24 protein-coding genes are annotated in these 23,284 nt (G+C 29.8%); all 24 read left to right on the top strand.

Annotated elements, in window-relative coordinates; genetic code table 11:
* The first annotated feature begins 32 nt into the window (after nucleotides 1-32).
* The 24 genes from dnaK (at nucleotide 33) to recA (ending at nucleotide 23,279) form a co-directional block, all read left to right on the top strand.
* Entirely contained in the window at nucleotides 33-1,859 is a 1,827-nt protein-coding gene (dnaK, locus tag GKG00_RS03170) for a molecular chaperone DnaK (protein WP_094224707.1), read from the top strand.
* Between the two features lie 98 nt (nucleotides 1,860-1,957).
* Entirely contained in the window at nucleotides 1,958-3,076 is a 1,119-nt protein-coding gene (gene dnaJ, locus GKG00_RS03165; protein ID WP_094207141.1) for a molecular chaperone DnaJ, read from the top strand.
* Complete coding sequence (gene prmA, locus GKG00_RS03160) at nucleotides 3,076-3,999, top strand: 50S ribosomal protein L11 methyltransferase (RefSeq protein ID WP_154254228.1); 924 nt, start codon at nucleotides 3,076-3,078, stop codon at nucleotides 3,997-3,999. The genes dnaJ and prmA overlap by 1 nt, the downstream gene beginning before the upstream one ends.
* Nucleotides 3,992-4,717, top strand: a complete 726-nt coding sequence (locus GKG00_RS03155; protein WP_154254227.1) for an RsmE family RNA methyltransferase — start codon at nucleotides 3,992-3,994, stop codon at nucleotides 4,715-4,717. The genes prmA and GKG00_RS03155 overlap by 8 nt, the downstream gene beginning before the upstream one ends.
* Complete coding sequence (gene mtaB / locus GKG00_RS03150; RefSeq protein ID WP_154254225.1) at nucleotides 4,717-6,009, top strand: tRNA (N(6)-L-threonylcarbamoyladenosine(37)-C(2))-methylthiotransferase MtaB; 1,293 nt, start codon at nucleotides 4,717-4,719, stop codon at nucleotides 6,007-6,009. The genes GKG00_RS03155 and mtaB overlap by 1 nt, the downstream gene beginning before the upstream one ends.
* A gap of 46 nt (nucleotides 6,010-6,055) precedes the next feature.
* The gene (locus GKG00_RS03145) at nucleotides 6,056-6,391 is read left to right on the top strand and encodes a histidine triad nucleotide-binding protein (RefSeq protein WP_094203655.1); all 336 of its coding nucleotides are present in this window, start codon (nucleotides 6,056-6,058) and stop codon (nucleotides 6,389-6,391) included.
* Nucleotides 6,392-6,485: 94 nt separating this feature from the next.
* On the top strand, nucleotides 6,486-6,665 hold the full coding sequence (gene rpsU / locus GKG00_RS03140) for a 30S ribosomal protein S21 (protein ID WP_002836438.1): 180 nt from the start codon (nucleotides 6,486-6,488) through the stop codon (nucleotides 6,663-6,665).
* 105 nt (nucleotides 6,666-6,770) lie between these two features.
* Nucleotides 6,771-7,388: an NfeD family protein gene (locus tag GKG00_RS03135; RefSeq protein WP_154254223.1), complete on the top strand. Its 618-nt coding sequence runs from the start codon at nucleotides 6,771-6,773 to the stop codon at nucleotides 7,386-7,388.
* 1 nt (nucleotide 7,389) lies between these two features.
* Complete coding sequence (gene floA, locus GKG00_RS03130) at nucleotides 7,390-8,373, top strand: flotillin-like protein FloA (RefSeq protein ID WP_094207136.1); 984 nt, start codon at nucleotides 7,390-7,392, stop codon at nucleotides 8,371-8,373.
* Nucleotides 8,373-8,786 (top strand): hypothetical protein, encoded by a 414-nt coding sequence (locus tag GKG00_RS03125; RefSeq protein WP_154254222.1) that lies wholly within the window; start codon nucleotides 8,373-8,375, stop codon nucleotides 8,784-8,786. The genes floA and GKG00_RS03125 overlap by 1 nt, the downstream gene beginning before the upstream one ends.
* A gap of 106 nt (nucleotides 8,787-8,892) precedes the next feature.
* The gene (gene rimP / locus GKG00_RS03120) at nucleotides 8,893-9,357 is read left to right on the top strand and encodes a ribosome maturation factor RimP (protein ID WP_002836434.1); all 465 of its coding nucleotides are present in this window, start codon (nucleotides 8,893-8,895) and stop codon (nucleotides 9,355-9,357) included.
* Nucleotides 9,358-9,366: 9 nt separating this feature from the next.
* Nucleotides 9,367-10,641 carry a transcription termination factor NusA gene (nusA, locus tag GKG00_RS03115; RefSeq protein ID WP_154254220.1) on the top strand — a complete coding sequence of 425 codons (1,275 nt, stop codon included), beginning with the start codon at nucleotides 9,367-9,369 and terminating at the stop codon, nucleotides 10,639-10,641.
* Nucleotides 10,642-10,666: 25 nt separating this feature from the next.
* Nucleotides 10,667-10,930, top strand: coding sequence for a YlxR family protein (locus tag GKG00_RS03110; protein ID WP_154254219.1), 264 nt, complete (start codon nucleotides 10,667-10,669; stop codon nucleotides 10,928-10,930).
* A gap of 18 nt (nucleotides 10,931-10,948) precedes the next feature.
* Nucleotides 10,949-13,240, top strand: coding sequence for a translation initiation factor IF-2 (gene infB, locus GKG00_RS03105; protein ID WP_154254217.1), 2,292 nt, complete (start codon nucleotides 10,949-10,951; stop codon nucleotides 13,238-13,240).
* A gap of 7 nt (nucleotides 13,241-13,247) precedes the next feature.
* Nucleotides 13,248-13,613 (top strand): 30S ribosome-binding factor RbfA, encoded by a 366-nt coding sequence (rbfA, locus tag GKG00_RS03100; protein ID WP_154254216.1) that lies wholly within the window; start codon nucleotides 13,248-13,250, stop codon nucleotides 13,611-13,613.
* The gene (locus tag GKG00_RS03095; protein WP_154254215.1) at nucleotides 13,603-14,571 is read left to right on the top strand and encodes a bifunctional oligoribonuclease/PAP phosphatase NrnA; all 969 of its coding nucleotides are present in this window, start codon (nucleotides 13,603-13,605) and stop codon (nucleotides 14,569-14,571) included. The genes rbfA and GKG00_RS03095 overlap by 11 nt, the downstream gene beginning before the upstream one ends.
* Nucleotides 14,555-15,418 carry a tRNA pseudouridine(55) synthase TruB gene (gene truB, locus GKG00_RS03090; protein ID WP_094224725.1) on the top strand — a complete coding sequence of 288 codons (864 nt, stop codon included), beginning with the start codon at nucleotides 14,555-14,557 and terminating at the stop codon, nucleotides 15,416-15,418. The genes GKG00_RS03095 and truB overlap by 17 nt, the downstream gene beginning before the upstream one ends.
* Entirely contained in the window at nucleotides 15,409-16,335 is a 927-nt protein-coding gene (locus GKG00_RS03085) for a bifunctional riboflavin kinase/FAD synthetase (protein WP_094224696.1), read from the top strand. Before truB ends, GKG00_RS03085 begins: the two co-directional genes overlap by 10 nt.
* Nucleotides 16,336-16,416: 81 nt before the next feature.
* Nucleotides 16,417-16,683: a 30S ribosomal protein S15 gene (gene rpsO, locus GKG00_RS03080; protein ID WP_002838220.1), complete on the top strand. Its 267-nt coding sequence runs from the start codon at nucleotides 16,417-16,419 to the stop codon at nucleotides 16,681-16,683.
* Nucleotides 16,684-16,729: 46 nt separating this feature from the next.
* On the top strand, nucleotides 16,730-18,874 hold the full coding sequence (locus GKG00_RS03075) for a polyribonucleotide nucleotidyltransferase (RefSeq protein ID WP_154254213.1): 2,145 nt from the start codon (nucleotides 16,730-16,732) through the stop codon (nucleotides 18,872-18,874).
* 51 nt (nucleotides 18,875-18,925) lie between these two features.
* Nucleotides 18,926-19,357 carry a dUTP diphosphatase gene (dut, locus tag GKG00_RS03070; RefSeq protein ID WP_094207129.1) on the top strand — a complete coding sequence of 144 codons (432 nt, stop codon included), beginning with the start codon at nucleotides 18,926-18,928 and terminating at the stop codon, nucleotides 19,355-19,357.
* A gap of 2 nt (nucleotides 19,358-19,359) precedes the next feature.
* Nucleotides 19,360-21,582, top strand: a complete 2,223-nt coding sequence (locus tag GKG00_RS03065; protein ID WP_154254212.1) for a DNA translocase FtsK — start codon at nucleotides 19,360-19,362, stop codon at nucleotides 21,580-21,582.
* Nucleotide 21,583: 1 nt separating this feature from the next.
* Entirely contained in the window at nucleotides 21,584-22,120 is a 537-nt protein-coding gene (pgsA, locus tag GKG00_RS03060) for a CDP-diacylglycerol--glycerol-3-phosphate 3-phosphatidyltransferase (RefSeq protein WP_154254370.1), read from the top strand.
* A 67-nt stretch (nucleotides 22,121-22,187) separates the two neighbouring features.
* A complete protein-coding gene (gene recA / locus GKG00_RS03055; RefSeq protein WP_154254210.1) occupies nucleotides 22,188-23,279 on the top strand; it encodes a recombinase RecA in 1,092 nt (363 codons plus the stop codon).
* The last annotated feature ends 5 nt before the right edge of the window (nucleotides 23,280-23,284 follow it).

Raw genomic sequence — 23,284 nt, 5'->3', positions numbered from 1 at the left:
TATAGATAAAAATCTAAAAGGAGGATTTTATAATGAGTAAAGTAATAGGTATTGATTTAGGTACAACAAATTCAGCAGTAGCAGTTATGGAAGGTGGAGAATCTGTTATAGTTCCTAACTCTGAAGGTAATAGAACTACTCCATCAATCGTAGCATTTACTAAAGATGGTGAAAGATTAGTTGGTGAAACAGCAAAAAGACAAGCAATTACAAATCCAGACAGAACAATCACATCAATTAAAAGAGAAATGGGTACTGAATACAAAGTAAACATTGATGGTAAAGATTATTCTCCAGAAGAAATTTCAGCAATGATTTTGCAAAAATTAAAAGCTGACACTGAAAGTTATTTAGGAGAAGAAGTTACAGAAGCAGTAATTACTGTTCCAGCTTACTTTACAGACTCTCAAAGACAAGCAACTAAAAACGCTGGTAAGATTGCTGGTTTAAACGTAAAAAGAATAATCAACGAACCAACAGCGGCTGCATTGGCTTATGGTATTGATAAAGAAACTGATCAACACAAAGTTATGGTTTATGACTTAGGTGGTGGTACATTCGACGTTTCAATCCTTGAAGTTGGAGATGGCGTCTTCGAAGTATTAGCTACACGTGGTAATAACAGACTAGGTGGAGATGATTTTGATGAAAAATTATTAAACTATCTTGCAGATGAATTCATGAAACAAAATGGTGTAGATTTAAGAAAAGATGCTACTTCTAAACAAAGACTTAAAGATGCAGCAGAAAACGCTAAGAAAGAGCTATCTACAAGAGTTTCTACTAATGTTAACTTACCATTTATTTCTGCAGTAAATGGAACTCCAGTTCATTTAAATATGGATATTACAAGATCAAAATTTGATGAATTAACATCTGACTTGGTTGAAGAATCTTTAAAACCAGTAAGACAAGCACTAGAAGATGCTGGATTAAGTCACAACGATATTGAAAAAGTATTATTAGTTGGTGGTTCTACAAGAATTCCAGCTGTTCAAGAAGCTGTTAAAAAATTAATCGGAAAAAATCCACAAAAAGATATTAACCCAGATGAATGTGTTGCTATTGGTGCAGCATTACAAGGTGGAGTATTAACTGGTGAAGTAAAAGATTTATTGTTACTTGATGTTACACCTTTATCATTGGGTATCGAAACTTTAGGTGGAGTATGTACAAAATTAATCGAAAGAAACACTACAATTCCAACTAAAAAATCTCAAGTATTTACAACAGCAGCTGACGGTCAAACATCCGTGGAAATCAAAGTGCTACAAGGCGAAAGAGAAATGGCAGCTGACAATACTTTGTTAGGACAATTCAACTTAACTGAAATTCCAGCAGCCCCAAGAGGAGTACCTCAAATTGAAGTAACATTTGATATTGATGCGAATGGTATTGTAAACGTAAGTGCTAAAGATTTAGGATCTGGAAAACAGCAAGCTATGACAATTACTTCTTCAACTAAAATGAGCGATGAAGAAATCAAGAGAAAAGTTGACGAAGCAAGTAAGTATGCTGAAGAAGATAAAAATAAAAAAGAAACTATTGAAACAAAGAATAACGCTGAATCTGTAATTTACCAAGTTGAAAAGACAATCAAAGACTTAGGTGACAAAGTTTCAGAATCCGAAAAATCTGATATCAGTTCAAAAGTAGAAGCTTTAAAATCAATCTTAGACTCAGGAGATAACAACGATATTAAAGCTAAGACAGATGAATTAACTCAAGAAATGTACAAATTAAGTTCTAAACTATATGAAAACACAGCTCAACAACCGGGAGCTTCACAAGAATCTAAAAAAGATGATGATGTTGTAGATGCTGATTATGAAGTTGTTGATGACGACGAAAATAAATAATAACTAAAAAATCTTAAAAAAGGGGTAAAATTCTTACCCCTTGATTTTTTTGTATCTTTTAGTAAAATAGAAAAGTCAGTAGATTAGGATGGTGAATAATGAAAAATTTGTACGAAATACTTGAGGTTAATGAAAACGCAACTCAAGAAGAAATAAAAAAATCATATAGAAAATTAGCAAAAAAATATCATCCAGATATAAACAGTGGTGATCCTGAAGCTGAAAATAAATTTAAAGAAATTAACGGAGCATATGAGGTTTTAGGTGATAAAGAAAAAAGAAAAAAATACGATATGTACGGAGATAGAATATTTGATCAAGGATCAGGTGGAGGATTTTCAGATATCGGTGATATATTTGGCGATTTTTTCGGTGATATATTTGGTGGTTTTAGTTCTAGATCATATTCTAGAAATCCAAATGCCCCTAGAAAAGGCTCTAATATTCAAGTTGAATTGGAAATAGATTTTGAAGATTCAATTAACGGTACCAAAAAAGAAATTTCTTATAAGAAAAAGGTAAAATGTCATGTTTGTAATGGCGATGGAGCAAAGCCAGGAACAAAAAAGAGAAAATGCGATAAATGTAATGGTACTGGGATCATAAACGATACTAAAAGAACACCTTTTGGAATTTTTACACAACAATCTGAATGTGATAAATGTCATGGAGAAGGCTATGTAATCGATGAAAAATGTGAAAATTGTAAAGGTAAAGGATACGAAGTTCAAAGAAAAACAATAAACATTACTATACCTAAAGGAATAAACAACGGAGCTATTATGAGTGTAAAGGGCGAAGGTAATGATGGCGAAAACAATGGTAGTCCAGGCGACTTATATGTTATCATAAAGATTAGAGAACATGAATTTTTCAGAAGAATTAATAATGATATTGTTTTTGATATGCCTATCACATATGCTCAGGCTGTACTTGGTTCAAAAATTGAAGTTCCAACTTTAGATGGCATAGAAGAATTTGAACTTCCAGAAGGAACTCAACCAAATACAACATTTAAACTTAAATCAAAGGGTGTTCCATATTTAAATTCTAATACAAGAGGAGACATATTATTTACTGTTAAGATCATTGTTCCTAAAAAAATAAATAAAGATCAAAAAGAAAAATTGATTGAATTTTCAGAAAGTATGAATCAAGAATTAAATGTAAATGAAAAGAAATCAATATTTGATAAAATAAAGGATATGTTTGAATAATGGAAAAATGGCTAAGCTTTGATATTAAATGTCCAAAAGGATATGACGAAATCATAAGTTCTATACTATACGATTTAGGAATAGAAAATTTACAAATAGATGATTATCAAGATGTTTTAGATTTTAAGAAAGATCAACCTTACTGGGTGGTAATAGACGACGAAGATTTTACACCACATGATAATGTCATCATTAAAGCTTTTTACGAAGATGATAAAGTAAATTATGAAGAAATTGAAGCAAAAATTAATGAATTCTCTATCAATAACAAGATAGATGTTCAAATTAGTAAAAACAAAGAAATTGAAGATATGGACTGGGCTAATGAATGGAAAAAGTATTACGAACCATTTTATATCGGCAATATTCTTATAAAACCCAGCTGGATTGAAATAGATGAAACAGATTACACCGTGTTAGAAATTAATCCGGGAATGGCATTTGGTACAGGACTCCACGAAACAACAAACTTATGTATTGAACAACTTCAACAGCTACAGCTTGATAATAAGAGTGTTTTAGATATTGGTTGTGGATCAGGAATACTTTCTGTAGCTTCTTCAAAATTAGGTGCTAAAGATGTTTTTGCTACAGATATTGACCCATTAGCTGTAGAAGCAACATTAGATAATGCAGAACTGAATAAAATATCTAATATCAAAGCTGTAGAAGGCTCTCTACTAGATAAAGTTGATAAAAAATACGATGTAGTAATAGCTAATATTTTATTGAACGTATTAGATATTTTAATTCCAGATTTACCAAAAGCATTAGAAAAAGATGGCATTTTCATTTGCTCAGGATTGATCAATTCTCAAAGAGATAACATTGTAAATATTTTAGAAAAAAACAACTTTGAAATTGTAGAAATATCTAAAAAAGGTGAGTGGATTAGCGTAATAAGTAGGTTCAAAAATGTATAGAACTTTTCGAAATCCCAAAGATAAGATAGATGATAAAATTATAATAAAAGATGAAGATTATAATCATATCAAAAATTCTTTAAGACTTTCTAAAGGTGATTTGATTCATCAAGTAATTGGAGATACAACTTTTGTAACTAAAATTGAAGATATTACTCCCGATGAAATAATTTGTAAAATAATAGATGAAGATGACGTTCAATATGAATCTCCTTTGAACATTACTTTATATCAATGTATCCTTAAATCAGATAAAAATGAGTATATCATTCAAAAAGCCACTGAATTGGGTGTAAATAGAATTGTATTTGTAGAAACTGAAAGAACTGTTGTCAAATTAGACGAAAAAAAGTGGATTAAAAAACAGAATAGATTTGAAAAAATTGCACTAGAATCATCGAAACAGTCAAAGAGAACATCTATCCCTGAAATAGAAGGACTACTTAATATCCATGAAATTTCAAATCAAGATAATAGTTTAAGTTTAGTATTCTATGAAAATGAAACAGAAAGCATTCAATCTTTGTTGACTAATTCAAATTATAAAGATATAAATATTTTCATTGGCCCAGAAGGCGGCTTATCTGAAGAAAATTTAAATGTTTTAAAGTCAAAAGGATTTAAATCAGTTTCATTGGGAAACAGAATTTTACGCGCAGATACAGCTCCAATTTGTGCTTTGAGTATTATTCAATATGAATTAGGAGATATAAAATAATGAAAAAAGTAAAATTTTCAACATTAGGTTGTAAAGTTAATCAATACGAAACAGAAGCAATGGCCGAATTATTTGTGAAAAATGGTTATGAAATTACTGAAGATTATAATTGCGATGTTTTTGTGCTTAATACATGTACCGTTACAAATTTGTCCGATAGAAAAAGTCGACAACAAATATCTAAGATTAGATCTGAAAACAGTGATGCAATAATTGCTGTTGTAGGTTGTTACTCTCAAGTTAGTCCTGATGAAATAGAAAACATTGAAGGTGTAAATGTAATTCTCGGAACAAAATATCGAAAAGAAATTGTTGAATTATGCGAACTAGCAAAATCATCTAATAAAATTATAAACAAGGTCGAAAATATAGGTAAGAATAGAGAATTTGAAGAATTAACTATAAATACAGAGCATTCTATGACAAGAGCTTATATTAAAATTCAAGAAGGTTGTAGTCAATTTTGTTCGTACTGTATAATTCCTTATGCGAGAGGACCTATACGTTCTAGAAATATTAGAGATATTGTTTTAGAAGCAAAAAGACTCGCAGATAATGGTTTCAAAGAAATTGTACTGACAGGTATCCATGTAGCATCATACGGAAAAGACTTAGAAAATGAAGATATTGGTTTAATAGATGTAATAGAAGATATCGGACAAATAGATAAAATAAAGAGAATTAGATTGAGTTCATTAGAGCCAAGAATTGTCGACAAGCAATTTTTAGATAGATTAAGTAAAGTGGAACAATTTTGTGATCATTTTCATTTATCTTTGCAAAGCGGTTCTGATTCAATACTTCAATCTATGAATAGAAAATACGATACGGATTTATATGAAAAAACTATCAATTTAATAAGAGAATATTACCCAAATGCTGCAATTACTACAGATATAATAGTTGGTTTTCCTGGAGAAACTGATGAAGACTTTGAAAAAACATTAAACTTTGTTGATAAGATTCAATTTTCAAAAATACATGTTTTTAAATATTCTAACAGAAAAGGCACTGTAGCAAGTAAAATGAAAAATCAAGTATCTGGAGTTGTAAAAAAAGAGAGAAGTAAACTACTAATAGAAAAATCAAAATACTATACAGATAAATTTTTAGATAATATGTTAAATCAACCAATAAAAGTATTGTTCGAATCGAAAAATGATGATGGCTACATTAAAGGATATACAACAAATTATATAAGAGTAAAAAGAGAATATAATCCAAATCTTTCAAATAAAATAATAGACGTCATATGTAATAGAAGAGAAAATGAAGAACTTGTGTGTGAATAATTGAAAATTTAAATATTTTTTGGTATAATATCACCGGAGGCGAGTCATGGACTGTGTATTTTGTAAAATAGTTAATGGAGAAATACCTTCTAAAAAAATATATGAGGATGATTTGGTATACGCTTTTCACGACATCAATCCTGTTACTCCAGTACATTTTTTAGTTATACCTAAAGAACATATTTCTGGTGCTAATGATATTGATGAATCAAATTCACAAATTGTTGCTCATATATTTGAAGTAATTGCAAAACTAGCAAAAGAGTTCGATATTGATAAGTCTGGCTATAGAATAGTAAATAACTGTGGAGAAGATGGTGGACAAACAGTACATCACATGCATTTTCACGTGTTAGGTAAGAAAAAACTTAGCTGGCCATAAAAATATTGTTATTTTATTAGAATTGTGTTATACTATTTTGGTATAAATTCTGCTCTTTTGTGAGCATTCTTGCAATAAAGAGGGGAGGGAAACCATGTCAGAAATTAAAGTAGGAGAAAACGAATCATTAGATAATGCTATAAAAAGATTTAAAAGACAATGTGCTAGATCTGGAGTTTTATCTGAATATAGAAAAAGAGAACATTATGAAAAGCCTAGCGTAAAGAAAAAGAAAAAATCTGAAGCAGCTAAAAGAAAAAAAAGAAATTTCTAATGAAATTGATATTTAATGAAAGATTCCTTATAGGAATCTTTTTTTATTGCTTTTTTTAGTGTATAATTATGTTATAAAGATATTTAGGAGGTGTTATCGTTTTCTATGAATATATTTTCTAATCATATTTTAAGTATGATTTTTCTAGCAGTAACATTTATTTGTATAACACTGCTTATGTTATCAAACAAGAAGATTAAATACGGTGTACTGACTGCTGTTTTTTCTGTTCTATTTATTTTGTCTTATTATAATCACGGTGATATCAACATAGTGGGGATATTAGTATTTTTAATAGGGCTCTTATTCGTTGGATTAGAACTAATAGTTCCAGGTGGTTTTATTGCTGGAATTGTGGGTGTCTTATCAATGATTGTAGGAATAAGCATGATTATTAATAATCTGTACCTAGCATTTTTAACAGTAGTTATTGCTATAACAATTGATGTTTTGTTTATATTAGTATTTTTAAGTAAAGATTTTGACTCAAGTAAATTCAATAAATTTGTTTTAAAGGAAACTAATTCAAAATCATTTACTCAGTCATCAAAAAAATACTTGAACAAAAAGGGAATTACTATAACACCTTTAAGACCGAGCGGGAAAATCGAAATAGATGGCGATTATATTGACGCTATTACTAGGGGAGATTTTATTCCGAAAGGGTGCGAAGTTGTTGTTAGTGAAATAAAAGATTTTAAAATTATAGTAAGGAGAGTGTAAAATGCCATTTGAAATTCCATTTTTATTACCTATATTAATAGTTATATTGCTATTAGTATTCTTTTCGTTAGTTCCTGTAGGTTTATGGGTTACTGCTCAGTTTTCAGGAGTCCACGTTAAAATCTCACAATTAATTGGTATGAGATTACGTAGAGTTATACCTAAAAACATTATAAATCCACTTATAAAAGCAACAAAAGCAGGATTAAATCTAACTACTAATCAACTTGAAGCGCATTATCTAGCAGGTGGTAATGTAAATACTTTAGTAAATGCATTAATCGCTGCACAAAGAGCAGATATTGAGTTAGAATTTGAAAGAGCAGCAGCTATTGATTTAGCTGGTAGAAATGTATTAGAAGCAGTACAAGTTTCTGTTAACCCAAAAGTAATTGAAACTCCGAACATTGCAGCAGTTGCAATGAACGGTATTGAAGTTATAGTTAAGGCCAAAGTTACTGTTAGAGCAAACATTGAAAGATTAATTGGTGGTGCAGGAGAAGAAACTATAATAGCTAGAGTTGGTGAAGGTATTGTAACTACTGTAGGTTCATCAGAATCTCATACATCTGTTCTTGAAAATCCAGATTCAATCTCAAAAACTGTATTGAACAAAGGATTGGATTCAGGAACTGCATTTGAAATACTTTCGATTGATATTGCAGATGTCGATGTAGGAAGAAATATTGGAGCGAAACTACAAACAGATCAAGCAGAGGCGGACAAACGAATTGCTCAAGCAAAAGCAGAAGAAAGAAGAGCTATGGCTGTTGCAAAAGAACAAGAAATGATAGCAGAAGTTCGTTCAATGAGAGCGAAAGTAGTTGAAAGTGAATCAAAGGTTCCACTAGCTATCGCTAAAGCTTTAGAATCTGGTAATTTGGGAGTCTTGGATTATTATAATATGAAAAATATTATAAGTGATACTGAGATGAGGCAAGCTATCTCAGGAAATAGCGAAAAAATTAAAGAGGATGATAAGTAATGTTTTCTTTTCTATCTCTTGTAATTACGATAATAGTTGTAAAGTTTTTTGCTAATTATTTTATTCACATGAATAGTTCAAGACGTTACCAAAAAAACTTTAACCGTAAGAATTATCGCGAGAAAAAGACATTAGAAGATTTAAGAAAAGATAAATCAAATGCCAAATTATCTTATAATAAATCAAACAATTCTCAATACAATCAAAATAATATCAATAATTTTGAGCAAACACATATTAGAAAAGAAAATCAAAAATTAATTGATAAAAATTTTTTCGAAGAAAAAAACGACGAATTAGAATTGATTAGAGTTGAGATTAATGATGAATTTAAACATAAAGATGAATTAAAAAAAGCTATCATTATGAAAGAAATAATTGATAAGCCTTTGTCTTTAAGAAATAGAAGATAGTTTGATTATTATGATTAATTATGATACAATTAGATTAGAATAAATTGTGGCTAAGAGTGGGAAATCCCACTCTTATTTATTTAAATAATTTACGAAAAGGAGATATATGAATAAGAAATATCTTAGAGAACTTATGAATAATGACCTCAGCCCTTTAATTGAAGATACTGGAATCGACTTTTATGATGTAGAATATTCAAATCAAAATGGAAAAAATATTTTGACTTTTTACATTGAAAAGGATGAGGGTCTAATATCAATTGATGATTGTGAGTTAATAAATAATAGAATAACTGACAAACTTGACGAAATAGATCCTATTTCAGATCCCTATTATTTAGAAATTGCATCAGTAGATATAACTACACCATTCACTAGAGATAAAGATTTCAAAAAAAATTTAGGGAATGTTGTAATAGTAAATTTATATCAAAAATTAGATAGTAAGAAAGAGTTCAAAGGTATTTTAAAAGATTTCAATGATCAAGAAATATCTTTGGAATTAGAAAAAAATCAAATTAAAATTGAAAGGAGTAATATATCATCGATTAAGCTTTCTTTATTCGATTGATAGTAATATATGAACAATGATTTTATAAAGGCTCTTGATGAATTAGAAAAATCAAAAAAAATACCAAGAGAAGTTGTTTTCGATGCTTTAGAAAAAGCATTGATTAAAAGCTATGAGAAAAATTTTGATTATCAAGACCATGAAAACGAAGAAAGTTCTGTAGAAGTTAACATAAATAGAGACAACGGTAAGGTGAATTTATATGCAATAAAAACAGTTGTTGAAAATGTTGAAGATAAAAATACTGAAATAAGTTTAGAAGAAGCTAAGACTATTAAACGTAAATACGATTTAGGTGATAAAGTGAAAATTGAAATAACACCTAAAAACTTCGGAAGAATAGCTGCTCAAACTGCTAGAAATATTGTTATCCAAAAACTAAAAGATGCAGAACGTGATAATATTTATAACGAATTTATTGACAGAGAAAAAGAAATAATCACTGGAACAGTTCAACGTGTTGAACGTGGAATTGTCTATATAGATTTGGGTAGAGTAGAAGGTATAATACCAGTTTCAGAACAAATAAAATCTGAAGAATATACTCCTAATAAGAGATTAAAACTTTTCATCAAAGAGGTCAAAAACACTACAAAAGGAGCTCAAATAATACTATCGAGAACAGATAATTCTCTAATAAAAAGATTATTTGAATTAGAAGTTCCAGAAATAAATGATGGAACTGTTGAGATTTTTAGTGTTGCAAGAGAACCTGGCTCAAGAACTAAGATCGCGGTATTCAGTAATGATGAAAATGTTGATCCAGTTGGCTCATGTGTAGGTTTCAGTGGAACCAGAGTTAAGTCTATTGTGGATGAGTTGAATGGAGAAAAACTTGATATTGTTATATGGTCAAAAGATATTAAGACTTTCATATCTAATAGTTTAAGTCCATCTGAAGTAATAGCGACATTCATTGACGAAGCTCAAAAAATATGCCGTGTAATTGTTTCAGAAGATCAATTGTCTCTAGCTATAGGAAAAGAAGGACAAAACGCTAGACTTGCAGCTAAGTTAACGAACTGGAAAATAGACATCAAAGGACTTAACCAATACTTAGAATCTTATGAAGATGGTAGCTTGTCTGTTGAATTCGATGGAGAAGTAGATTTTCTAGAATCTAATGGTATTGAAGTTAGAGATGAAGATAAAGACAAAGTATTTGATAAAATTAAATATCATGAATCAGATGATATAGAAGAAATTGAAGATATTGAGGATACTGAAGAAGATAATTCTTTAGAATCCGAAAACACTGAAATTGCAGAAGATTCTGAAAATTAAATGTATTTAAGTTTTGGAGTATTAAATGAAAACTAAAAAAATTCCTTTAAGAAAATGTGTTGTTTGTGGTGAAAATAAACCAAAGCAAGAACTAATAAGAGTTGTTTTTAATAAAGAAGACGGAGTTTCTGTAGATTTGACAAACAAGAAAAATGGCAGAGGGGCTTATTTATGCAAGGATATAAAATGTATAAACAAGGCAAAGAAAAACAGAAGACTAAATCAGGTTTTAAAAACAGATGTAGACGCACTTATATATGAGGAGTTAATTAACCATGTAGAAGATTAATCAAAAGGAGGTCTTTGTATGGAAAAGATAAGAGTATACGAATTGGCAAAACAATTGAATGTTTCAACAAAAGACTTAATGAACAAATTAAAAGAAAACAAAATAGAAGTTAAAAGTCACATGTCAACATTAGATAAAGACCAAATATCAAAAGTTAAATCTTTTTATGAAAAACCAAAAAAAGTTCAAAATAATCAAAAGAACAGTAATTCAAAAAAAGAAAATAGACAAGATGTAAATAAAATTTCAAAAGAAAACGTGGAAAGTAAATCGCATACTGAAGCTAATAAACAAGATGATAATTCTAAAAAAAGATTTAAACCAAAACATCCAAGAAATAATGATGATGAATCTGTATCTCATTTCGATAAGATAAAACATAAAAACAAATCCGAAATGAATGAAAAGCATGATTCTAAAGATAAGAAAAAGAATAAGAATTTTAAAAATAACAAAAATAAAAATTCTAACAAAAATAAAAATAATACAAATAACAAGAATAATAGAAATAATAAAAATAAAAAAGAAGAAATCATCAAGAATGAGCCAAAAGAACCTAAGAAATTTATTATTCAACCTACAATTACAGTAAAAGATTTATCTGAGAAAATAAGTGTATCTATTAGTGAATTAATAATGAAACTAATGGAATTAGGTATAATGGCAAATCAAAACCAAGAAATTGATTTTGATACTGCTAGTTTAGTAGCTGGTGAATTCAATGTTATCGTTGAACAAGATGAAGTCGAAGATTTTGATGACGATGATGTATTTAACCTAGATTTTGAAGATAAGGATGAGGATTTAAAAGAAAGACCACCTGTCATCACTGTAATGGGACACGTTGACCATGGTAAAACATCTATACTTGACAGAATTAGAAATTCTAGAGTAGCTGGTAGAGAAGCCGGAGGAATTACACAACATATTGGTGCGTATACTATTAGAGTTAACGACAAAAAAATAGTATTTTTAGATACACCAGGTCACGAAGCTTTTACAGCAATGAGAAGTAGAGGAGCACAAGTAACAGATGTTTCAATATTGGTAGTTGCTGCAGATGATGGTGTAATGCCTCAAACGGTGGAAGCTATAAATCACTCAAAAGCTGCAGGCGTTCCAATAATTGTCGCTGTTAATAAAATAGATAAAGAAAATGCTAATATAGAAAGAGTAAAAACTGAATTAGCTGAAAATGGATTGGTACCTGAAGACTGGGGTGGAGATACAGTTTTAGTTCCAGTTTCTGCTAGAACAGGTGAAGGTATTGATGAATTACTTGAAATGATTTTAATGATCGCAGAAATGGAAGAACTAAAAGCTAATCCAAATAGACTTGCTGTAGGTACTGTAATTGAAGCTCAGTTAGACAAGGGAAGAGGTCCAACTGCTACAATTTTGGTGCAAAAAGGTACTCTAAAACATTCAGATATGGTATTTAGTGGACAAGCAAGTGGTCGTATCAGAGCTATGTTTAATGATCAAGGAAAGCAAGTTAAAAAAGCAGGTCCTTCAACACCAGTATTGATTCTAGGTTTAAACGAAGTACCTGAAGCTGGCGATATGATATACGCTGTCAAAGATGAAAAAGAAGCTAGAAATTATGCTCAAAAAATAAAAGACCATAACCGTGAAGAACAAATCAAGTCTTCTTCAAACGTGAACTTAGACGAGTTATTTGGAAAAATTTCAGACGGAGAAACTAAAGATCTTAATATTATAATAAAAACTGATGTTAAAGGTACAATTGACGCTATTAAACAATCATTAATAAAATTAAGCAATGATGAAGTAAAAGTTAATATAATTCACGGTGCTGTCGGTGGTATTACTGAATCTGATGTTAACTTAGCATCTGCATCAAGTGCTATAATCATTGGTTTTAACGTAAGACCAACTCAAGTGGCTTTGGATATGGCAAAAAATGAATCTATAGAAATAAGAACTTATAGAGTTATATATGATGCTATAGAGGATGTAAAAAATGCAATTACTGGTATGTTAAAACCACAATATCAAGAAGAAGTTTTAGGTAGAGCTACAGTTAGAGATACGTTCAAAGTTCCTGGAGTAGGTACTGTTGCGGGCGTATATGTAAACACAGGAAAAGTAACTAGAAATGCTGTTGTTCGTTTGTTGAGAGATGAAATATTAATTTTTGAAGGTCCTATTTCTTCATTGAAGAGATATAAAGACGATGTTAAAGAATTAACTCAAGGCTATGAGGGCGGTATGGGCTTAGAAAATTATAATGACATTAAACCAGGAGATGTACTGGAAGCATATGTACTAAACGAAGTACAAAGATAGGAGAATTATGAATATTAAAAGAGTAAGAAGAATTTCATCAGAAATCAAAAAAGTTATTTCAAGTTCTATAATTAATTCACTAAAAGATCCTAGGATTGACAAACTAAATGTTTCTGTTACAGACGTAAAAGTAACAAATGATTTGAGTTTTGCTACAGTATATATAGCGGTAATAGGCGATGATGAAAAGAAAAAACAAACTCTTGAAGGATTGAATAAAGCAAAAGGATTCTTAAAAAAACAAATTGGTGAAAATGTAGATTTAAGACATGTACCACAACTGATTTTCAAAATTGATGAAACTAGTGAGCAAAGTATGCATATTGAAAATCTAATAAAATCAATTCACGAGGAAAATTATAATGAAGATTAATGATGAAATCTTGAAATTTAAAGAGCAATTGAATGAAGCAAGTTCAATTGCTCTAATTTCTCACTTAGACCCAGATGGTGATAACTTAGGTTCATTAACTGCTTTATCAAAAAGTTTACTCAATTTAGGAAAAAAGGTTTATCCTATTGAGTTTGACAAAATTCCTGAAAATCTAAAATTTCTACCTAATCTAGATTTGCTATCAGATAATACAGATATTAATATTGATATGATAATTTGCCTAGATTGTGCTAATTATAAGAGATTAGGTCAGATTGATGAATTATTTAACAAATCAAAATTCAGAATAAATATAGACCATCATCAAAGTAATGAGTTTTACGGTGACGTCAACATAGTTAAAAAAGGATATAGCTCAACTTGCGAATTAGTATTTGATGTAATAAACGAAGTAAATCTACCAATTGATGAAGAAATTTCGATGTCACTTTTAACAGGAATTTCAACTGATACTGGAAGATTTTTATATTCTGCTACAACTGCAGATACATTAGCTAAAGCTTCTAAATTAGTTGAAAATGGTGCAGACATGATGAAAATCAATGAATTAATTTATCAATCAAAAAAATTTGAAGCACAACTTTTAGAAAATGAAATCTTATCTAAAACTGAAATTTATAATGATTATGTTGCAATTGGTTTTGTAATGACAGATCAATTAAATAAGTATAATGTTGAAATTTCAGATATTGATAGTGTAATTAATACTTTCAGAGATACTGACAAAATCAAAATATCAGTATTAATTAAACAACAAACTGAAAATGAGTACAAGGTAAGTTTCAGAAGCAAGGGAAATATTGATGTAGGATTAATTGCCAAAAATCTTGGTGGAGGTGGTCATAAGAATGCTGCTGCTACAAGAATTACAGGGGATTTTGAGACAGTTTCAAATAAAATAAAAGAAGAAATTGATAGATATGGATTGTGTAATTAATGTTTTTAAGGAAAAGGGATATACATCTCAAGATGTTGTTTCTATATGTAAAGGAATTTTAAAAACTAAGAAGATCGGACACGCTGGTACTCTAGATCCTGACGCTACCGGAGTTTTGTTATTAGGCGTTGGAAAAGGAACTAAAATAACAGAATATCTAATGGAATATGGTAAAACATATATATTTGAAATGTGTTTTGGTACAAGTACAGATACTCTTGATTTATCTGGTAATGTCACAGGTTTTTCTGAGAAAACATACGATAAAGAAAAATTAAAGGAAATTTTAGATGATTTAAATGGTAAAACTATTGAACAAGTACCTCCAATGTATTCCGCAGTTAAGGTAAATGGAAAAAAACTTTACGAATATGCAAGAGAAAACATGGAAATTAAGAGGAAATCCAGAAAAATTACAATTTATAATATTGAACCATTACATCTTCTAGAAAATTCATGTATAATCAAAGTTAGATGCTCTAAGGGAACGTATATTAGAGTTTTAATAGAAGATATTGCCAAAAAATTAGATAGATTAGCATACATGAAATCACTTATTAGAGTAAATTCTGGTGGTTTTGATATAAAAGATTCAATAAAAATAGAATCGCTTAGAAAATGTAATATTGACGATGTATCATTTTCAGTCTACGAAAGTTTGACAGAAATGAAATCTATCGAACTTGATGATAATTTATATAAAAAAATTACCAATGGTGTTAAAGTGAACATCAACCACAAAAACATTGATAATATCAAAGTAGTTTGTAAGAATAAATTTATTGGAATCGGCAGTATTGAAGATAATATTTTAAAAATGAATAAGGTATTTGACATATGCAAATAATTGATTTAGACAAAGATAACGTAAAAATTAATATTGATGCTATTACTTTAGGAAATTTTGACGGATTACATTTAGCACATCAAAAACTTATAAATAAATGTGTTAGCTTAGGTAAATCAGGGGTTATTATATTCAAGTCACATACTTCAGAAGTTTTAGAATATGCTAATTTTAAAAATATATTAACAACGGATGATAAAATAAATATATTAAAAAGAATGAATGTAGATTACTGCTTAATCAAGTCATTTGATAAAGCTTTTTTATCCTTAAAGCCTGTAGAGTTTTTAACTTATGTGAAAGAGCATACTAATTTCAAAAATTTAGTTGTGGGCAAAGATTTCAAATTCGGAATTAATGCATCTGGTAATGTATCTACTTTAGAAGATTTTCAAAAAGTTTTTAATTATAAACTCTACACTATAGATGACCAATTTATTAAAAATGTCCCTATTAGATCGACAACAATTCGCAAATTTTTAATGAGTGGAGACGTTGAGAATGCTAATTCAATGCTCTACAGACCATTTAGTATTAAGGGAGTTGTCGTCGATGGTAAACATAGAGGAAGAAATTTAGGTTACCCTACTGCTAATTTGGAATGTAAACAATATATTATACCAGCAGCTGGCGTTTATTATACTAATGTTATTTATGATAACAAACTATACAAAGGTATAACTTCTGTAGGAGAAAATCTAACCTACGATGAACATGATGTTAAAATTGAAACTCATATATTAGATTTTAAAGGTGATTTGTATGGAAAAAATTTAACGTTAGTATTCATAAAAAAAATAAGAGATAATGTAAAATTTAATTCTGAGATTGAACTTATCAATAAATTAAAAAGCGATTATAATTTTGCAAAAAACCAAGATTTAGATTTACAATTACAAGATTATATGATAATATAAATAAGTACTACTTTTACATTGATATTCGAAACCTCAACGATATCGCTGTAATGGTGAATATTAAATTTTATGGAGGAAATTATGTACAACAAAGAAATCAAAGAAGAAATAATCAAAGAATACCAAACAAAAGAAGGAGACACTGGTTCTCCAGAAGTTCAAGTAGCTTTATTGACTTACAGAATAAACTACTTAACTGAACATTTAAAGTCTCATAAGAATGATCACCATTCAAGAAGAGGTCTTTTCAAAATGATCGGTAAAAGAAGAAATCTTCTTAACTATCTTAGCAATAAAGACATTGAAAGATACCGTGATTTAATTAAAAGATTAAACATTAGAAGATAATTTAAAGAGCGGGTTTTTCCGCTCTTTTTATTTATAAGGAGAATATATGATAAAAAAATACGAATATGATTTATGCGGTAAAAAAATAGAAGTTACGATTGGAAAAGTTGCTGAACAAGCTAATGGAGCATGTTTAATTCAATCTGGAGAAACTGTACTTCTAGTTACTGCTGTAGGATCAAAAGAGCCACGTGAGGGAGTTGATTTCTTCCCATTAACATGCGATTTTGAAGAAAAACTTTATTCTGTCGGAAAAATTCCAGGAGGATTTATAAAACGTGAAGGTAGACCTAGTGAAAAGGCTACATTAACTGCTAGATTAATAGATAGACCACTAAGACCATTATTCCCAGAAGGATATCATAACGATGTGCAAGTTATAGCTACAGCACTTTCTGTGGATCAAGACAATACTCCTGATATTTTAGCTATGATAGGTTCATCTATAGCATTGAGCATTTCAGATATTCCTTTCTTAGGACCTACTGGTTCTGTAGCCGTAGGAATGATCGATGGTGAATTTATTATTAATCCTACACAAGAACAAAGAGATAAATCAGATCTTGAATTAACTGTTGCTGGTACTAAAGATGCTATAATGATGGTTGAAGCTGGATGCAATAATATTACTGAACAACAAGTATTAAAAGCTATACTTAGAGCACATGAAGAAATTAAAAAAATATGTGAATTTATTGAATCAATTCAAAAAGAATGTGGTAAGCCAAAACAAGAATTCATTCAGCCAGAAAAAAATATAGAGTTAGATGAAGAAGTTAAATCATTCTGCATTGAAGATTTGAAGAAAATTACAGTTAATGAAGATAAATTAGATAGAGAAGATCACATTAATACTCTAAAAAGAAGCGTAGTGGATCATTTTGTTGAAAAATATGATGAAAGTATAGCTTCAAAAGTTTCTACTATATACGATGATTTAGAAAAGTCAGAAGTAAGACGTTTAATATTAGAAGATCATATCAGACCCGATAATAGAAAACTTGATCAAATTAGAGAAATAACTTGTGATGTAGATATCTTACCTAGACCACATGGTTCAGGTTTGTTTAAAAGAGGTCAAACTCAAGTTTTATCTGTTACAACTTTGGGAACTCCTTCTGATGCACAAGTACTAGATGGACTAATTGAACAAGAAGATAAAAGATATATGCATCAATACAACTTCCCACCTTACTCTGTTGGGGATGCAAGACCTTTAAGAAGTCCAGGTAGACGTGAAATTGGTCACGGTGCTTTAGCTGAAAGAGCTCTATTACCTGTAATTCCATCAGAAGAAGAATTCCCTTACACAATAAGAGTAGTATCTGAAGTATTAAGTTCAAACGGTTCTAGTTCTCAAGCATCTGTATGCGGTTCAACTCTTAGTTTACTAGATGCAGGTGTTCCAATAAAAGAACCTGTTGCAGGTATTGCCATGGGATTGATTAAGGAAGATGATAATGTTGTAATTCTTTCCGATATTCAAGGTTTGGAAGATCACTTAGGAGATATGGATTTTAAAGTTGCAGGTACAAAAGATGGTATAACTGCATTGCAAATGGATATTAAAATTACAGGAATTTCTGAAGAAATATTAACTGAAGCTCTAGAAAGAGCTAGAGTTGGTAGACTTCATATATTATCGTTAATGAACGAATGTATAAGTGAACCAAATAAAGAAATTTCAAAGTATGCTCCTAGAATTATGGTAATTAATATTGCACCTGAAAAAGTAAGAGAAGTTATTGGACCAGGTGGAAAAGTCATAAACAAAATTATTGATGAAACTGGCGTTAAAATAGATACTGAAGATGATGGTAAAATTACAGTAGCTGGTGAAAACACTGAAAGTGCACAAAGAGCTATAGATATGATTAAAGAAATAGTTAGAGAACCAGAAATTGGTGAAAAATATTTAGGAAGAGTTACTAAGATTATGAATTTTGGTGCTTTTGTTGAAATATTACCTGGAAAAGAAGGTCTTCTTCACATTTCTAATATAGCTCATGAAAGAACTAATAAAGTTGAAGATGTTTTAAAAGAAAACGATGAAATTATGGTAAAACTTATGGATATAGATGACCAAGGTAAGATGACATTATCCAGAAAAGCGCTTTTACCAAAACCAGAAAGAAAAGAAAAAAAGAATTTTGATAAAAAATCTGAAGATCAAAATACAGAAGATAAATAATTAATAGTTGAGTAATTCTATTACTCAACTATATTTTTGAAAGGGGACATTATGAAAGTTAAAATAATTAATAAATCTAATAACCCTCTACCAAAATATTCAACAATTGGGTCTAGTGGTATGGATTTGAGAGCTTATACTGAAAATGATATAACTTTAAAACCACTTGAAAGAACTCTTGTACCTACCGGAATATATATTGCAATTCCAGAAGGTTATGAGGTTCAAATCAGACCAAGAAGTGGTTTGAGTATTAAGCATGGAATAACTCTGATAAATTGCGTTGGCACTATAGACAGTGATTATAGAGGAGAATTAAGAATTCCTGTAGTCAATTTGTCGAATGAAGAATATACAATTTCATCGGGGGATAGAATTTGTCAAATGATACTACAAAAATTCGAAAATATTGAATTCGAAGAAGTTGAAGTATTAGATGCTACAGATAGAAATGATGGCGGATTTGGCCATACAGGCTACTAATTATGGCTAGAAATACTAAATCACGAAACAAAACTCAATCAAAATCTAATAGCAAAAAAAATGCTAAGTCTTCGAAAAAATTAATAATTATATTAGTGTTAATTATTTCACTTATATTCATGGCTAGTAGTAGAGTTGGTGTTTTGGGAATTATTGTAAAAAATATATACTTCAATACTTTCGGCATCTTTTCATACGTTTTTATATCATTAGGTATACTGTATACAATATCGACGATATCTGATATAAACCATGGAAATAAACTAAGAAAAATTACTTATATATTGGCTGTTTCTTCAATTTTCGTAATGAGTTTAATTAATATATCAAACTATCCAAATCTTAATATTAATCAAAGGATTGATTTGAATTTAAATTTAGCAAATGACTACAGTGGTATTGGAGTAATTGGAGCTATTATAGCATCAATATTAAACATTGCTATAGGCTACATAGGTTTATATGTTGCACTCGTTTTTTGTTCTTTATTTTTTATATCTGCAATAATGAATTTAACTTTAAAAGAGTTATTTCAAGAATTTTTTACTTTTGTTAAAAAGACATTTATAGATATAAAAACAAAAAATAAAAAGAACAAAAAAAATAAAAGTATCGAAAAATCACACGAGATTAAGCAAAATAAACCTATAAAAGAAAGAATTTCTAAAACTCCTATTAAAGAAAAGTCTGATTTAAATAAATCTACAGAATATGAACCTCCAAAACCAAAACTCAACGATTATAAATCGAATGAAAAAGAATCCGGAGAACAACTATCTGTTATAGACTTTGGTGAATTCTCTGGACAAAGTAATTATACTTTTCCACCATTAGAACTTTTGAAAAATGCTGAATATGCGGAAGATAATGATGATTCTGTTTTACAGAAAGCAAAAATGATTGAAGAAACTTTAAAAAACTTTTCAATAGATGCGACTGTTGTTCAAATCGATAGAGGTCCTACGGTTACTTGCTATGAATTAGAGCCTAAGGCAGGTGTGAAAGTCTCAAGAATAGTCAATCTAGCAGATGACCTATCACTTTCTTTAGCTACAAGTGGAATTAGAATACAAGCTCCAATTCCCGGTAAATCTGTAGTGGGAATTGAAGTAGAAAATGACGTTAAAAATTCTGTAATGTTAAAAGAGATTTTAATGTCTGATAATTTTGTAAAAGAAAAATCATTGATGCCAATAGCTTTAGGAAAAGATATTTCTGGGAAATGTATTGTAACTTCTGTTGATAAGATGCCACACCTACTTATAGCAGGAGCTACTGGTAGTGGTAAATCTGTTTGCATCAATACCATAATAATGAGTATTTTGTATAAGTCAAATCCAAATGATGTAAAACTTATATTGATTGATCCAAAAGTTGTAGAATTGAGCATATATAACAATATCCCACATCTTGCTATTCCAGTTGTTACGGATCCAAAAAAAGCAAGTGCCGCTTTAAATTGGGCTGTAAGAGAGATGGAAAGAAGATACCAAATATTTTCAGAGAATCACGTTCGAGATATCAAAGCTTACAATAAGAAAAATAAAAATGATGAACTTGAAAAACTACCTTATATTGTTATTATAATAGATGAGTTAAGTGATTTAATGATGGTCTCAGCAAATGATGTTGAAGATGCTATTTGTAGACTAGCTCAAATGGCAAGGGCATGTGGTATCCATTTAATCATTGCAACTCAAAGACCAACAGTGGATGTAATTACTGGTACAATAAAAGCAAATGTACCGTCTAGAATTTCTTTTGCTGTTAGTAGCCAAATAGATTCTAGGACTATTTTAGATCAATCCGGTGCCGAAAAGCTTATAGGAAGAGGAGATATGTTATTTTTCCCATCATCAATGGCAAAACCTAGTAGAGTTCAAGGCGCTTTTATTTCTGATGAAGAAGTAGACAATGTGGTTAAATTTTTAATAAATAAAAATGAAACTAATTATAAAGAAGAAATCATAGAAGACATAGATAAATCAGAAAGTATAGATCTTGAAGATGACGATACAGATATTCTATTTACAGATGCTGTAGAAATTATTTTGAATGAAGATTCTGCATCAATTTCTCTATTGCAAAGAAAATTAAAAATAGGATATGCTAGAGCGGGAAGAATTATAGATCAAATGGAAGAAAAAGGTATTGTTGGTCCTAGTGAGGGAAGCAAACCTAGAAAAATTTTAATACCTAAAGATTATTTAGAAAGACGTGATTGATATGAATATTGCAAATAAGTTTACAACATTAAGAGTTATTTTAATACCATTTTTTGTGGCATCATTACTAGTATTCAAAACAGACAATTATATACCTGCGTTAATATTTATAATCTCTGCAATAACAGATTTTATTGATGGTCAACTCGCTAGAAGGAAAAATTTAGTTACTACATTTGGAAAGTTTATGGATCCATTAGCAGACAAAATGTTGAGTTGCAGTGCATTAATTGTCCTAGTACAACTAGGAAAAGTTCCTGCATGGAGCGTGGTTATAGTTGTATTAAGAGAACTTACTATTAGCGGTTTCAGAATATTAGCTGCATCTAATGGAGTTACATTAGCAGCAAGTTATTGGGGAAAATCAAAAACTATGACACAATTTATCGCTATTGTTTTAATTTTGATTAATACTGGGGATAAATTAGGGTTTGCTTTAGATATGTACCTATATTATATATCGATTGTATTAACTGTAATCAGCTTATGTGATTATATTTTTAAGAATGTTAATGTATTAGATTTAAAAAATATATAATTATTTTTTGGTTTGTGGTATAATAAACACAAGAACTTATGTTCTGTTTAAATTTTAGGAGGTAGTCATGGATTTTTCTAATGGATCTGAAAAAGATCAAGCTTTAAGAGAAGCTTTTGCAAGCATTGAAAAACAATTTGGAAAAGGCTCTATAATGAAACTTGGAGATCATGTTCAAAAAGATATCGAAGCTATTCCTACTGGAGCTATAAATTTGGATGTTGCTTTAGGAATAGGTGGCTTACCAAGAGGTAGAGTTATTGAAATTTATGGACCTGAATCTTCTGGTAAAACAACTTTGGCACTCCATGTAGTTGCTGAAGCACAAAAGATGGGTGGTACTGCAGCTTTTATCGATGCTGAACACGCATTAGACGCAATTTATGCTAAAAACTTAGGTGTAGATACAGACAATCTTATCATTTCACAACCAGATACAGGTGAACAAGCTTTAGGAATATGTGATTCTCTTGTTAGAAGTTCTGCTGTAGATATTATTATCATTGACTCTGTTGCAGCACTAGTTCCAAGAGCTGAAATAGAAGGAAATATGGGAGACAGCCATGTTGGTCTACAAGCAAGACTAATGTCTCAAGCTTTACGTAAATTAACAGGTGTTATTTCCAAGAGCAATTGTACAGTTATTTTCATTAACCAACTTAGAGAAAAAGTTGGAATAATGTTTGGTAATCCAGAAGTTACAACGGGTGGCAGAGCTTTAAAATTCTATTCTTCAGTTAGAATTGAAATTAGAAGAGGAGAAGCTATTAGAAAAGGTGACGATATTGTAGGAAATCGTACTAAAGTTAAAATCGTCAAAAACAAAGTAGCACCTCCATTTAAACAAGTAGAATTCGACATTATGTACGGAGAAGGTATTTCTAAAATAGGTACAATATTAGACTTAGCCACTGACTGCAAAGTTGTAAAAAAAGCAGGTGCTTGGTACAGTTATGAAGATGAAAAATTAGGACAAGGTCGAGAAAACTCTAAAGTATTTTTAGAAGAAAATCCAAAAATACTAGAAGAAATTATCGATAAAACATATGAATTTTATGGATTAAGATCAAAAGAGGATTCAGAGGCTATCAAAACAGAAAATAACGATGATATAAAAGACGAATCGAATAACGAAATAAGTGAGGATGAATTAGACTAGGGCAA

The organism is Finegoldia sp. BIOML-A1 (assembly GCF_009678325.1).
In the GTDB taxonomy this organism is placed as follows: Bacteria; Bacillota; Clostridia; order Tissierellales; family Peptoniphilaceae; genus Finegoldia; species Finegoldia magna.
Note: the sequence above shows the minus strand (reverse complement) of the source record. Positions and strands in the feature narration are given on the sequence as shown.

Bases quoted from the DNA above. Each gene is read 5' to 3' on its own strand.
- dnaK (WP_094224707.1), top strand. From the start codon at position 33: ATGAGTAAAGTAATAGGTATTGATTTAGGTACAACAAATTCAGCAGTA.
- dnaJ (WP_094207141.1), top strand. From the start codon at position 1,958: ATGAAAAATTTGTACGAAATACTTGAGGTTAATGAAAACGCAACTCAA.
- prmA (WP_154254228.1), top strand. From the start codon at position 3,076: ATGGAAAAATGGCTAAGCTTTGATATTAAATGTCCAAAAGGATATGAC.
- GKG00_RS03155 (WP_154254227.1), top strand. From the start codon at position 3,992: ATGTATAGAACTTTTCGAAATCCCAAAGATAAGATAGATGATAAAATT.
- mtaB (WP_154254225.1), top strand. From the start codon at position 4,717: ATGAAAAAAGTAAAATTTTCAACATTAGGTTGTAAAGTTAATCAATAC.
- GKG00_RS03145 (WP_094203655.1), top strand. From the start codon at position 6,056: ATGGACTGTGTATTTTGTAAAATAGTTAATGGAGAAATACCTTCTAAA.
- rpsU (WP_002836438.1), top strand. From the start codon at position 6,486: ATGTCAGAAATTAAAGTAGGAGAAAACGAATCATTAGATAATGCTATA.
- GKG00_RS03135 (WP_154254223.1), top strand. From the start codon at position 6,771: ATGAATATATTTTCTAATCATATTTTAAGTATGATTTTTCTAGCAGTA.
- floA (WP_094207136.1), top strand. From the start codon at position 7,390: ATGCCATTTGAAATTCCATTTTTATTACCTATATTAATAGTTATATTG.
- GKG00_RS03125 (WP_154254222.1), top strand. From the start codon at position 8,373: ATGTTTTCTTTTCTATCTCTTGTAATTACGATAATAGTTGTAAAGTTT.
- rimP (WP_002836434.1), top strand. From the start codon at position 8,893: ATGAATAAGAAATATCTTAGAGAACTTATGAATAATGACCTCAGCCCT.
- nusA (WP_154254220.1), top strand. From the start codon at position 9,367: ATGAACAATGATTTTATAAAGGCTCTTGATGAATTAGAAAAATCAAAA.
- GKG00_RS03110 (WP_154254219.1), top strand. From the start codon at position 10,667: ATGAAAACTAAAAAAATTCCTTTAAGAAAATGTGTTGTTTGTGGTGAA.
- infB (WP_154254217.1), top strand. From the start codon at position 10,949: ATGGAAAAGATAAGAGTATACGAATTGGCAAAACAATTGAATGTTTCA.
- rbfA (WP_154254216.1), top strand. From the start codon at position 13,248: ATGAATATTAAAAGAGTAAGAAGAATTTCATCAGAAATCAAAAAAGTT.
- GKG00_RS03095 (WP_154254215.1), top strand. From the start codon at position 13,603: ATGAAGATTAATGATGAAATCTTGAAATTTAAAGAGCAATTGAATGAA.
- truB (WP_094224725.1), top strand. From the start codon at position 14,555: ATGGATTGTGTAATTAATGTTTTTAAGGAAAAGGGATATACATCTCAA.
- GKG00_RS03085 (WP_094224696.1), top strand. From the start codon at position 15,409: ATGCAAATAATTGATTTAGACAAAGATAACGTAAAAATTAATATTGAT.
- rpsO (WP_002838220.1), top strand. From the start codon at position 16,417: ATGTACAACAAAGAAATCAAAGAAGAAATAATCAAAGAATACCAAACA.
- GKG00_RS03075 (WP_154254213.1), top strand. From the start codon at position 16,730: ATGATAAAAAAATACGAATATGATTTATGCGGTAAAAAAATAGAAGTT.
- dut (WP_094207129.1), top strand. From the start codon at position 18,926: ATGAAAGTTAAAATAATTAATAAATCTAATAACCCTCTACCAAAATAT.
- GKG00_RS03065 (WP_154254212.1), top strand. From the start codon at position 19,360: ATGGCTAGAAATACTAAATCACGAAACAAAACTCAATCAAAATCTAAT.
- pgsA (WP_154254370.1), top strand. From the start codon at position 21,584: ATGAATATTGCAAATAAGTTTACAACATTAAGAGTTATTTTAATACCA.
- recA (WP_154254210.1), top strand. From the start codon at position 22,188: ATGGATTTTTCTAATGGATCTGAAAAAGATCAAGCTTTAAGAGAAGCT.